Genomic DNA, 12659 nt, shown 5'->3' with positions numbered 1-12659 from the left:
GACGACCTTCAACCTTTCTATCTTTATGCTTCCGCCTTATTTAACTAATTTAAAATTAGCTTCCTTAACATCTCTTGAATTAGTGCCAATAAATATCTTAAAGTCTCCACGTTCAGCAATAAATTTAAGATTACTGTTATAAAATTTCAATGTTTCTTCACTTATGGTAAATGTGGCTGTTTTACTTTCGCCAGGTTGTAAAGCAATCTTTAAAAATCCTTTTAGTTCCTTTACTGGTCTAGTTATAGAACCCACCAAATCTCTAGTATACATTTGTACAACTTCTTCTCCTGCAAATTTTCCAGTATTGGTTAAAGTTACTGTGGCTGTAATTTGTTGTCCAGGTTTTAATGTATTAGAACTTAATTTTATATCGCTATAGCTAAATGTTGTATAACTCAAGCCAAAACCAAAAGGATATAATGGATCATTACTTACATCTAAATAATTAGAGCGAAATTTCTCGAACCATTTTCCTTCTGCTAATGGTCGACCAGTATTTTTATGTGAATAATAAAGAGGGATTTGCCCTACATTTTGTGGGAATGTTGTGCTTAATTTTCCAGAAGGATTTACATCTCCAAATAAAACATCGGCAATAGCATTTCCAGCTTCGCTACCAGGAAACCAAACATTTAGAATCGCTGGGATATTTTCTTGCTCCCATTTTAATGCTAATGGACGACCAGTAAATAAAACTAATACTATTGGTTTACCGGTTTTAGCTAATTCTTTCAGTAAGTTTTTTTGTGTCTCTGGAATTTCAATGTTAGAAACACTACTGCTTTCTCCACTAAACTCAGAACCTTCGCCCATTACAGCCACAATTACATCAGATTTTTTTGCGACATCTAAAGCTTCCTTAATCATATCAGCTTCTGAGCGTGAATCGTGTTTATAAGTGGGGTTATGAACATTTACATAACGATGTTCTAATGCAGAATCTGCTAGAAAGTTAGAACCTCTAGCCATTAATATTTTTGCATTTGTTCCCAAAGCATTTTTTAAACCTTGTAAAACAGTTACAGATTTATCTAGTAATGCTGCAACACTCCAAGTACCGTACATATTAGCTGTATTTTCTGCTAATGGACCGATTAAACCTATAGTTCCTGATTTTTTTAATGGTAATACATTGTTGTTGTTTTTTAGAAGCACAAAACTTTTGGCTGCTATATTCCTTGCAACAGCACGATTTTCTGGAGTGAAAACTTCTTTTTCTGCTCTAGTAACATCGCAAAATTTATAAGGATCTGTGAATAATCCTAATTTGTATTTTGCTTCTAGAATTAAGCGACAAGCATTATTGATTTGAGAGATGGTCACTTTTTTCTCGGCTAGTGATTTTTTAAGTGTTCCTAAAAAGCCATTTCCAACCATATCCATATCAATACCAGCATTTAAGGCTAAAGCAGAAACAGTTTGTAAATCTCCCATTCCGTGTTCAATCATTTCAGGAATACCAGTATAATCAGTTACAACAAAACCTTTAAAACCCCATTGGTTTCTTAAAACATCGGTCATTAACCATTTGCTACCCGTCGCGGGTATTCCTTCAACTTCATTAAAAGAAGCCATAATACTTGCGGAGCCTGCATCAACAGCAGCTTTATAAGGAGGCAAATACTCGTTATACATTCTTACACGGCTCATGTCAACTGTGTTATAATCTCTTCCAGCTTCTGCTGCGCCATAAAGCGCATAATGTTTAACACAGGCTAAAATTTCATTATTTGTCTGTAGTCTACCTTGATAACCCGTTACCATTGCCTTTGCAATTTGCGATCCTAAGTAAGGATCTTCCCCACTTCCTTCAGAAATTCGGCCCCAACGTGGGTCTCTAGAAATATCCACCATAGGTGAGAAAGTCCAATTAATCCCACTTGCACTAGCTTCAATGGCCGCAATTCTTGCAGATTTTTTTACTGCTTCCATATCCCAAGTACAGCTCATTCCCAAAGGGATAGGGAACACAGTGTTATAACCATGAATTACATCCATTCCAAAAAGCAAAGGAATTTTTAAACGGCTATTTTCTACTGCAATTTTCTGAACGTCTCTAATTCTATCTACACCTTTTATGTTAAATAGCCCTCCAACTTGACCAGCTTTGATGTTTTTGCTAATGTCTGAACTATTTGCCTGACCAGTTGTAATATCTCCCGAACTAGGAAGATTCAATTGGCCAATCTTTTCATCAACTGTCATTTTAGACATTAGATTGCTAATGAAATTATCCATTTTTTGCGTTGCAGGGTTAACAGTTTTTTTCTGTTGAGCAAAGCTTGACGAATAGGAGAGTGCTAGTAAAATAATTAGGAGTTTGATTTGCTTCATTTTGTATGTGTTTATTCTAATCTACTTTTTTAATTTCTGTTTTTGCTGATACACCATTTTCGTTTATGGCCTCAATGGTAAAGTAATAAGCTTTTTTACTATCCATTGCTTTAAACCAATATTCGTTAAAGTCATGAATCATTATACAGCTGTAAAGTTTATCTGGTGCAGTACCATAATATAAGTTATAGGCAAAAGCGTTATCAACTGGCTGCCATTTTATATAAGCGCTACGTTTATCTTTCTCTGTGCGTAAAACGATAAGATTTTTTACAGCATCAGGTTTCTCACCATTACCTTTTCCGAAAACCCTCAAGCCACTAATAGCAAATTTTCCACTTGGCATATGAACGTTTACCATTTTTATGAAACGCGTCTTAATTGGCTTTTCCAGTTCGATATAGTCATGTGGTACATCTGTCTTGTTTTTGCTTTTATCAATTAATAAGCGCCATTTTTTACCATCAATGGATGAATAGAGCTGATATTGATGATAAATGGTAGTTTGTTTGCCTAAAAAAATGGCATCTTGATCAGCATAATTGATTTGAATTGCATTAACAGTTGCTAGACTTCCTAAATCGGTTTGTATCCATTCTCCTTTGTCAGCTGTTTTGGCGCTCCAATAGGTTTTAATACTCTCATCTACAATATTATTGGCGTTGAAACTGCCTAATGTAGACGAAACTGTGACTGGTTTTTTATAATTAATTAACATCCATCCAGGGCCTATCGGGCCATCCTTTTTTCTTTCAGATGGCAAATAAAGAGGATAATCTCCGAAAGCGGTATTGGTCCACATTACATCGTCGTTATCAAAGCCAGTTGGCCAAATGCCCATCCTTCTTTCCCAAGTGTTTTTTACACAAATTATACTTGTGGAGATGTGCCAATAATTTTGACTGTTATCTTGAAATGTAGACCCATGGCCAGCGCCACGAGAAAATCCTCCTGGCTTATAACTTAAAGGGTCAGATTGCGGGGTAGCTACTATTCCGTCAAACAATGGTTTGTTCCCTACCACCACGCCATCAGCATAGCCACTAAACTCAGTGCCAGGTGCGCCATATTGAAAATAATACTTGCCATTGTGTTTGGTCATCCAAGCGCCTTCAATAAACGGATCTAGAAAAGTATTATCCATGTATTCGCCAAAACGTTGCCAACCATAGCGCCAATCTTGCAGTAAATACATGGGCGTTCGAGTTCCGATAGGTTTAAATGTTTTTCTATCTAATTCTACACCATAAACAGGATAGTTATTACTACTGCCATTATACATATAAAACTTACCATCATCATCCGTAAAAAAAGCGGGATCCCAGCCTCCAATTTCAAGTGAATCTACTAAGGGAAACCATTTATTGCCTTTTGGATCTGTGCTTCCCCATAAAGTAAAATTTTTGGTATAAGTGCTGCCCATTACCACCATGGTATCGCCAATTATACCTACTGCAGGGGCGCATAATTCATCGAGGGTTTTATTCCATGGACGAAGAAATTTACGTTCTTCAAATTTCCAATTCAGCATATCTGAGCTATGCCAGTATCCCCATTGGTTGGTACTAAATAGATAAAAGTCTCCTTTATAATTTACAATTACTGGGTCAGCAGTTGCTCTATGTTTACCCCATTCTGTAAACGATGGAAATGGCGTATAACCATAATCTACATTAATTGGATTGCAGTATGTCTTTTGCTGAGCAATAGTAATAAGACTGCTTAAAACGAGCAGTAATGCAATGCTAATACGTTTACAGATATTGAAATACATCTTAGTTTATTTTTGGACTTTCGAAACCTAGCTTTTTTAACCCAGTTTTAATTTCTGGGGCACTCATAAACAAATCCCATATTAAACCTGTTCGTCCGTTTTCTATCATCACCACAATCGGTCCTTGATCGATACCTATATAGCGCTTTGGAAACCAGTTATCTGTTTCACTGTAAGCATCATAAAACCCAAACTCCCCCCACACTTTGTCGGCCATATTTTCATATAAATTTCTGATCACTTGCATACTTTCTTTAGGTGTATAGGGGTAAGAAGAAAGTGCTGCTGTCGGACTAATTACTCCAAAATCTTCGTCAGGCATATGAGCAGCATAACCTTTTACGGAGTAGCTAGCTGTTAAACCCCATGAATTTGCACCATATCCCTTATATTTTTTGGGATTAGCAATAGCATAGTCGTAATTAATTAAAGAATGATTTTTATTTTCTTCCCAGTAATTGGCATACTTATCTTTTAATCCTTTAGGGTTTAAAGCTAGGTAAGAATAATGGGCCCAAAAAAGTGGTCCAACGCTTTGGCCAACAACATTGTGTTTTAATTTAATAGGATGACCATACATAGAAAAACTAGTATTCATTGCGCCACTTTTAGCCCAACCTTCATGGTAAACCTCTGCAGGAACACCATAGGTAGGAGAACAGGCAGCCAAAACATAAGTAATTAAACATTCGTTATAACCCGTAATGGCGAAATTCATTTTCCAGCCAGAAACAGGCGACCAATGCCAGTATAAAACATTTTTGTTATTTTGCCTGTAAAAATTCCAATCAATTCCTTTCCAAAGTTCATCAGCTTTTTTAGCTAATTCTTTTTCTTCTGCACTACCATTTGCATAATATTGTCGTACACAAATCAAAGCTTGGGCAAGAAAAGAAGTTTCAACCAAATCTCCTGCATCATCATTTTTTCCAAAGGGTTTTGGTTTACCACTTGGTAACATCCAATGTGGCCAAGCCCCATGAAATCTGTCCGCTTTTGCTAAAAAATCTAAACCCTTTTTTAAGTGCTCAAGTCCTTGTTTTTTGGTAATAAATTCACGTTCGATAGCCACAATAGTTCCCATTATGCCAAAACCACTTGCTCCAGTTGCAATAATATCCTTATCATTTTGAGGGTAAACATTATCGCTATGATAGCGCTCTCTAGATAGTCCTGAAACAGGTTCGGCACCTTCATAAAAATACTTGTAGGTTTGTTTTTGAACCAAGTTGAGTAATTCGTCATCAGTTAATTTTTTTTGCGAAGCCACAACGGCTTTGCGTTGTGAACTGCAGCTACTCAAAATAATGAAAAGTGAAAGTATAGATATAAATTTCATTAGTGTGGTATTATAAGTTTGGGCTAGAAAATCCTAAATTCTTCATTCCTGTTTTTATTTCAGGAGCGCTCATAAATAAGTTCCAAAGTAACTTACTGCGATGATTTTCTATCATGATAATAATTGGTCCCTGGTCAATTGCTAAAGTTGAGGTAGCAAACCAAGGTTCACTTAATTTAAATGCGTCAACAAAACCGTAATTCGACCATAATTTATCTCCTAATTTGTAATAGAAAAATTTAAGAGCAGCCATAGACTCTGTTGGTGTATAAGGAAATGACGATAAAGCTGCAGTTGGAGCTATTACACCTAAATCATTTGTTGGAGAACTAGCAGCATATCCACTAGGAATATCACTTGCAGTTAATCCCCAGCATTCAGGCCCGTAGCCAACTTGTTTAGCTGGATTAGCTACACAATAATTATAGTTAATTTGAGTGTGAGCTTTAGTTTGTGTCTCATAGTTGGCATAAGCATCTACTAAACCTATAGGATTTACACCTAAAAATGTATAATGTTCTAAAAATAAAGGGCCACCATTTGCAACTCCTAGAGGCAGTTGAACGCCATAATATGAATTTCCATTCTTCATCGCGCCACTTCTTGACCAACCTATATCGTAAACAGATTTTGGAATAGCATAAGTAGGAGATGATGCTGCCATAATGTAAGTGTTTAAAGCTTCATTCCAGCCCTGCAATGGTAAATTCATATCCCAGTTAAAGTTTGGACTCCAATGCCAATACAACACATTTCCATTGTCTTTTCTAAACCAAGACCATTCAACTCCATTGTAAATTGAAGTGATATCTGTTCTAAGTGCCGTTTCAGCGGCATCAGCTCCAGTAAAATATTGGCGAGCAGTAATTAAACCTTGCATTAAGTAAGATGTTTCTACTAAGTCTGCACCATTATCTTTTGTACTAAAAGGTACAGTGGCACCTGTTACACCGTTTAGCCAATGCGGATAAGCGCCATGATACCTAGTTACATTGTTTTTAAGAAAGCTAACAATTTTTTGCATCCTAGCTAAGCCTTCTGCTCGTGTAATAAAGTTTCTGCTTATGCCAGTTACGATAGCCATGGCGCCAAAACCAGAACCACCAGTAGTTACAATATCTCCAGATGTATTTCTTTCTCTTGCTAAACCACTTATCGGATGCCCAAAATCCCAGAAATATTTAAAGGTTTGTCGTTGTACGAGCGTTAAAAGTTCATCATCTGTTATGCGTAAAAATTTGTCTGAGTTGTCTATGGACGTAGTTAAATTTACAGTAATGCCAGATTGAAGTTTATCACCGGTTTTCGACAACAAACCTGTATTCGCAGTTAAAATATATTTTGTAATAGGTTGTAAAGTTGATGTTGTAATTACAACTGTATTATCGTTATTCTCTAAGGTTGAAGTAAATGCTACTGAATTTCCAGTTGCATCGGTTAAAATGATGTTTCCACTGATTGAAGTAGGGTTGATAGGAGATGAAAAAGTGATTTTGATAACAGGGTTATTGTTTAAGCCAAAATAGGTAAACCCATTAAAAACGCCGTTTACTTTTAAATCTGAAAATGAATAGGTTGATGGAGGGGGGGTAGTGTCAATAGGCTTAACATTATCACTCTTTTTGCAAGCAATTAAACTATGTACAATGATTAATAAAAAGATAGGGATTTTTTTCATTCTTTTTTAGTTGAAAAGGGTTGCCAAGAGGCAACCCTTTTTAATGTGCCAATTTAGAACTAGCAATCTTATTTACCTCTACCTTCTAGTTTAGCTAAAGAGCTAATTTCGGTAATTGTTAAAGCTTTGTTATAGATTCTAACTTCGTCTAACTGACCAGTAAGATAACTTGCCCAAGATTGTGAACCAGTTGCACTTGTTAAACTTGGGTTTGTTTGGAAATGGACTGTTCCAAAAACCATTTTACCTGCATTCTGGAAAGTTAATGGGCCATTGCCCGCAATAACTTGTGTAGCAATGATAGAGCCATTTACATACACCTTGTAAGTAGACGTTGTTTGGTCATAAGTAACTGCTATTTGATTCCATTTATCCCAAGGATTTGCCATGGCATAGTTTCCCAACCAATTATCTACACCGTTATTATTAACATGAACTTTTAAATTGCCAGATGCCGAAGTTCCGCCATTTTCAAAAAAAAGTGTCATATTTCCCCAAAATTGAGTGGAATTAGAAATATCAACTAAGCCGACAATCCCATTAGCGTTTAGGGGCATATTTTCCCAACATGTAATGGTAAAACTTTTAAGATTTTGTACCGCTGTTGGAGTATTTGATATCACATAGCCATTTAAAGCACCTTGTAAAGCTTGGCCTTTTATACCAGCAGTAAAAGCAGTTCCAGTGGCTACTCCATTGGTATTGCTCATTTTTTCAGTTAAAGTCCCATCAAAGCTCCAATAAGCAATTAAGTTACTTGGTGCAATTTGATCAGCACTTGTATAACCGCCAATATTTAATGGTGGAGCATAGCTTGCTGGATCAAATTCTTTTTGGCAAGATGATAGCCCTAAGGTTATTGTTGCCATCAATAATATATATATTCTTTTCATTTTGATTAAAATTAGACCTTAATAATTAGGGTTTTGAGTTAATTTACCAGCACTTTTATCAATCTCGGTTAATGGAATTGGCCATACTTCGTTTTTACCAGCTTTCCAACCTTTTGCACCGAACACTGTTGTACCACGTCCTTGGCGAATTACATCAAAGTAGCGATCATATTCCATTGCTAATTCAACTTGTCTTTCTTTCCAAATCGCTTGGCGAATAGCATCCTTATCGGTTGATGTTACATCTGGCAGTACGCCTACAACACCTCCGCGAGCACGAGCACGTACTTTATTTAATGATGTTTTTGCTAGGGTAGCATTGCCTTGTTCATTTGCAGCTTCAGCATTCATTAGCAATACATCAGCGAAACGAATTACACGAACATTTTGTTGAGCTCCTTCATTGAATCCAGAAATAATCGAATTAAATGGAACATAACTCTTCTGGTTATACATAGGATTATCCCCAGTTGCAGGTATAGCATCACCTTGTGGTGTGGTTTCGCCTCTAAAAATTATTGTCGCATCTCTACGTACATCACCAGCTTCATACGCAGCGGCCAAAGTAGCAGTTGGAACATTAAAACCCCAACCTCCTTTAGTGCCTCTTACGCCTTGAACTTGACTATATTGTGATGTAGCTGAACCAGCAATAGTTTGATTTATTTCACATTGAATTTCAAATATCGATTCGATATTATTTTCATTGTTTTCCCTGAAATTTTGCTCGTAATTAGGAAAAAGATTATATCCCATACCCATAACGGTATTAGTTAATGATAAAACTAAATCCCATTTACCTAAATACATGGCCACTTTTGCGTGTAAAGCGAGCGCTGCTCCTTTTGTTGCCCTACCTAAATCAACTGCAGGGTATGTTTGTGGTAAAACTAAAGCTGCATCATCCAGATCTTTTTCAATTGCTGCATAAACTTGAGCTTTAGGAGTTCTAGGGATGTTAAATTCACTAGCATCTTTAGGCACGTTTAAGCGTAATGGCACATCGCCAAATGCTCTTACTAATCTAAAATAAGAGTAAGCCCTAACAAATTTTGCCTCAGCTAAATAACGTGTTTTTAAAGTAGCATCCATGCTAATTGCAGGGATATTATCCAAAACTTGGTTACATAAATTGATGTTTTGATACTGAGCTTCCCAAAAACCCTGAAGCTGCCCTTCTGTTGAAGTAACAGTAAAATTATCAAAGCCATTTAAGTAACTAGCATCATTAGCAGAACTTCCTTTTTCCGCATCATCACCACCTATACTTTCTACTGCAATTGCTGGGAAGGCTGTGTTTCCCCATGTACGTAAATTTGCATAGATAGAGTTAACTGCTTTTGTAGCATCTTCTTGAGTTTTCCAGAACGTAATGGCAGGTTGTTGTGCCTGTGGGTCTACTTTTAAAAAATCATTTTTACAAGCAGGTATTACTAAAAGACCAGTGCATAAAGCAATTAATCCAATCTTTTGTATATAATTATTTTTATAATTCATTTTCATTGCTTTATCTAATTAAAAGGTAACTTGAAGTCCGAATCTGTAAGTTGCAGATAATGGATAAACAGTAGCATCAATACCTGCATTTGTTGGTGATCCACCAATCTCTGGCGTAAAGCCTTTATAACCAAAGAAGTTAATTGCATTTTGAGCATCAACAAAAACTCTAACTCTTTTTACTGTTAGTTTGTTTGTGAAGCTTGAAGGTAGTGCATAGCCTAACTGAACATTTCTTAAACGAATATAAGAGCCATCTTCAACGTAAAAAGAGTTAGGAGCTGAATTTGCTGTTGATCCAACATTTGCCGATGGATAGATAGTTGAAGTGCCAGCACCATGCCATCTATTATCGTAAAAGTCTTTGCTGTAGTTTTCATTACCAAAACGATAAGCAATGTTTGCATTGTAAACATCTACATCTGCTACACCTTGTATATCAAAAGAAAAATCGAAATTTTTATAATTCAATGTTGTGCTCACACCATAACTGTATTTAGGATTTGGATTTCCTAAAACAACTCTATCTTTTCCATCAATTATGTTATCTCCATTTTGATCTATGTATCTAAAATCACCTGGTTTGGCTCCAGTTTGTGCCGATGCGGCAACTTCTGCAGGAGTTTGGAAAATACCTGCAACTTTGTATCCAAAGAACGAACCGATTGGATCACCTTGGACAGTACGTGTTGCCAAAGCTCCATTTGCAATACCAGCACCACCTGCGTAAATAGGGTTCTGACCTGTAACAACCGATGAAACCTCGTTATTGTTAATGCCAACATTAGCGCTCACTGAGTAGCTAAATCCATTTTGGGCTTTGTCAGCATAGGTGGCTAGGAACTCAAATCCACGATTTCTAAAATCAGCTTGATTGCCAATAACTGTTCCTGATGCTGTACCTATAGAAGATAAGATTGGAATAGCGAAAATCGCTTGTTCAGTTTTTTTATTGTAAAAACCTGTTTCAATGGTTAAACGGTTGTCTAAAAGCCTAGCTTCTAAACCAATGTCGGTACCAACGGTACGTTCCCAGTTAAGGAAAGAAGGAACAATTGAAGTTACGTTTGCACCAGTATAGCCAACACCATTAAAAAATGCAACTAAACCTCCACCTTGTGATATGGTTAAAGTGGTTGGATTTACTGGTACACCAGCGTTACCAACTTTACCCCAAGATCCTTTTAATTTTAAATAGTTAAATACTTTTTGATCCTTCATGAAGTCCTCATTACTGATTACCCATCCAGCACCAACGGCAGGGAAATTACCCCAAAGGTCACCTCCACCAAAGAATTGTGATGCCCCATCTCTACGAATAGTTGCATTTAGTAAATAGCGGTCTTTGAAAGAGTAGTTCACACGTCCAAAATAAGAAGCGGATGTAGATAATGCTCCACCATCAGATACAGTGCGTGTTGCAGCAGTTCCAAGAGCAAGATACAAATCACCTTCGCTAGAGTAAGGGACATTAACAGCAGACGAATTTATAAAGTACGATTTTCTTCTTTGAGCAGTAGTACCCGCTAAAACAGTGATGTTATGATCACCAAAAGTATTTTTATAAGTAAGCGTATTTTCTAAAATCCAATTTCTGTTTTCAGATTTATTAATACTCAATGTGCTTTGAGTGGTTTGTTGGCCTTGTGTAGCTTTATACAACGGGGTATAGTTTCTCACTTCATTTTGACCAAATTCTCCTCCAGCACTAGTTCTAAACGTAAAGTTTTTTGCTATTGTTAATTCTGCAAAAACATTACCTGTATATCTGTAATTTTTAGATTTTTGATTGAAATAATCTAAAGTTACTTGAGGATTAAAATTGTTTCCACCTCCTAGGCTAAAATCATTTGCATCGCCATAGGTTCCATCAGCATAGTAAACAGGAACCACTGGGCCAGCGGCATATAGTTGACGGAATATACCTCCATTGATATCTTTTGAATTAATAACAGTTCCAGAAACTGTATAGCCAATTTTTAATGGTTTTAATACTTGAAAATCGTTTGAGAATTTCGCAGTATAGCGTTTCCAGTTTTGAGTTTTAACTATACCATCCTCATCTGTATAGCCAAGTGAAAAATTATAAGAGCTTTTTTCTGTACCTCCATTTACCGAAACCTGATGATTAGTTTGTAAAGCATTTCTAAAGGCTTGATTATACCAGTTAGTACCCACACCAAAACTTGCTGGGTCGGCAAAAAGAGCAGCAGCACCATTTGATGCAGATAATTCATTAATTATTGTAGCATATTCAGTAGCATTAGCCATTTCTACTTGGTTGGTTACTTTTTTATAACCTACCGAACCATTATAGCTAATTACAGGGTCGCCGTTTTTACCTTTTTTAGTTGTTATTAAAACAACTCCGTTAGCAGCACGGATACCATAAATAGACTGAGATGAAGCATCTTTTAATATACTTAACGACTCAATGTCACTTGGATTTAAGAAACTTACTTCGTCAAACCATACCCCGTCAACTACATATAGTACACCTGTGTTACCGTAAATTGTTCCAGTACCACGAATGGTTATTGTAGGTGAAGAACCAGGGGCACCATTATTTACAATGTTAACTCCTGCAACTCTACCTTGCAAAGCACTAATTGCATTAGTAGATGCCTGTTTTGAGATGTCTTCTCCTTTTACAGTTGCTACAGAACCAGTAACGTCTATCTTTCTTTGCGTTCCATATCCTACAACAACTACTTGTTGTAAATCATTAGCTGTGGCAGAAAAATTTACGTTAATTGTTGTTTTGCCATTGATGGCGATTTCTTGTGTAGCATAACCTAAATAAGTAAATACAAGGGTGCCGCTTGAAGGTGCACTGATGGAATAGTTTCCGTTTCCATCTGTTTGCGTTCCATTCGTTGTTCCTTTTATCATGATACTTGCAGATGGAACAGGTAATCCTGTTTCGTCTTTTACCACACCTTTAACTGTAATATTTTGGGCATAGGCAGTGTTTAATAAAAGCAAACTTAGAACGATTAAAACAGAAAATTTTGTAAAGAGTTTTTTCATACTGTTGTTCATATTTGTTTAATTGATTAATCTAATTTTGGGTTTTAGAATTTAACCTGCAAACAAAATCGCCTATACATTAATACATCATAGTGTATATGTGTAGTTTCT

At 36.4% G+C, this 12659-nt stretch carries 7 protein-coding genes; all 7 read right to left on the bottom strand.

Features of this window, described 5'->3' with window-relative positions:
• Positions 1–36: 36 nt before the first annotated feature.
• Positions 37–2337 carry a beta-glucosidase BglX gene (gene bglX, locus R2Q59_RS10725; RefSeq protein ID WP_316785503.1) on the bottom strand — a complete coding sequence of 767 codons (2301 nt, stop codon included), beginning with the start codon at positions 2335–2337 and terminating at the stop codon, positions 37–39.
• A 16-nt stretch (positions 2338–2353) separates the two neighbouring features.
• Positions 2354–4111, bottom strand: a complete 1758-nt coding sequence (locus R2Q59_RS10720) for a family 43 glycosylhydrolase (RefSeq protein ID WP_316785502.1) — start codon at positions 4109–4111, stop codon at positions 2354–2356.
• A gap of 1 nt (position 4112) precedes the next feature.
• The gene (locus tag R2Q59_RS10715) at positions 4113–5450 is read right to left on the bottom strand and encodes a glucoamylase family protein (protein ID WP_316785501.1); all 1338 of its coding nucleotides are present in this window, start codon (positions 5448–5450) and stop codon (positions 4113–4115) included.
• Positions 5451–5460: 10 nt separating this feature from the next.
• Complete coding sequence (locus tag R2Q59_RS10710; RefSeq protein WP_316785500.1) at positions 5461–7128, bottom strand: glucoamylase family protein; 1668 nt, start codon at positions 7126–7128, stop codon at positions 5461–5463.
• A 68-nt stretch (positions 7129–7196) separates the two neighbouring features.
• A complete protein-coding gene (locus tag R2Q59_RS10705; RefSeq protein WP_316768737.1) occupies positions 7197–8021 on the bottom strand; it encodes a LamG domain-containing protein in 825 nt (274 codons plus the stop codon).
• A gap of 18 nt (positions 8022–8039) precedes the next feature.
• Entirely contained in the window at positions 8040–9524 is a 1485-nt protein-coding gene (locus tag R2Q59_RS10700; protein ID WP_316785498.1) for a RagB/SusD family nutrient uptake outer membrane protein, read from the bottom strand.
• Positions 9525–9536: 12 nt separating this feature from the next.
• Positions 9537–12548 carry a TonB-dependent receptor gene (locus R2Q59_RS10695; RefSeq protein WP_316785497.1) on the bottom strand — a complete coding sequence of 1004 codons (3012 nt, stop codon included), beginning with the start codon at positions 12546–12548 and terminating at the stop codon, positions 9537–9539.
• Positions 12549–12659: the final 111 nt, after the last annotated feature.

Source organism: Pedobacter frigiditerrae, assembly GCF_032678705.1.
Lineage (GTDB): Bacteria > Bacteroidota > Bacteroidia > Sphingobacteriales > Sphingobacteriaceae > Pedobacter > Pedobacter frigiditerrae_A.
Note: the sequence above shows the minus strand (reverse complement) of the source record. Positions and strands in the feature narration are given on the sequence as shown.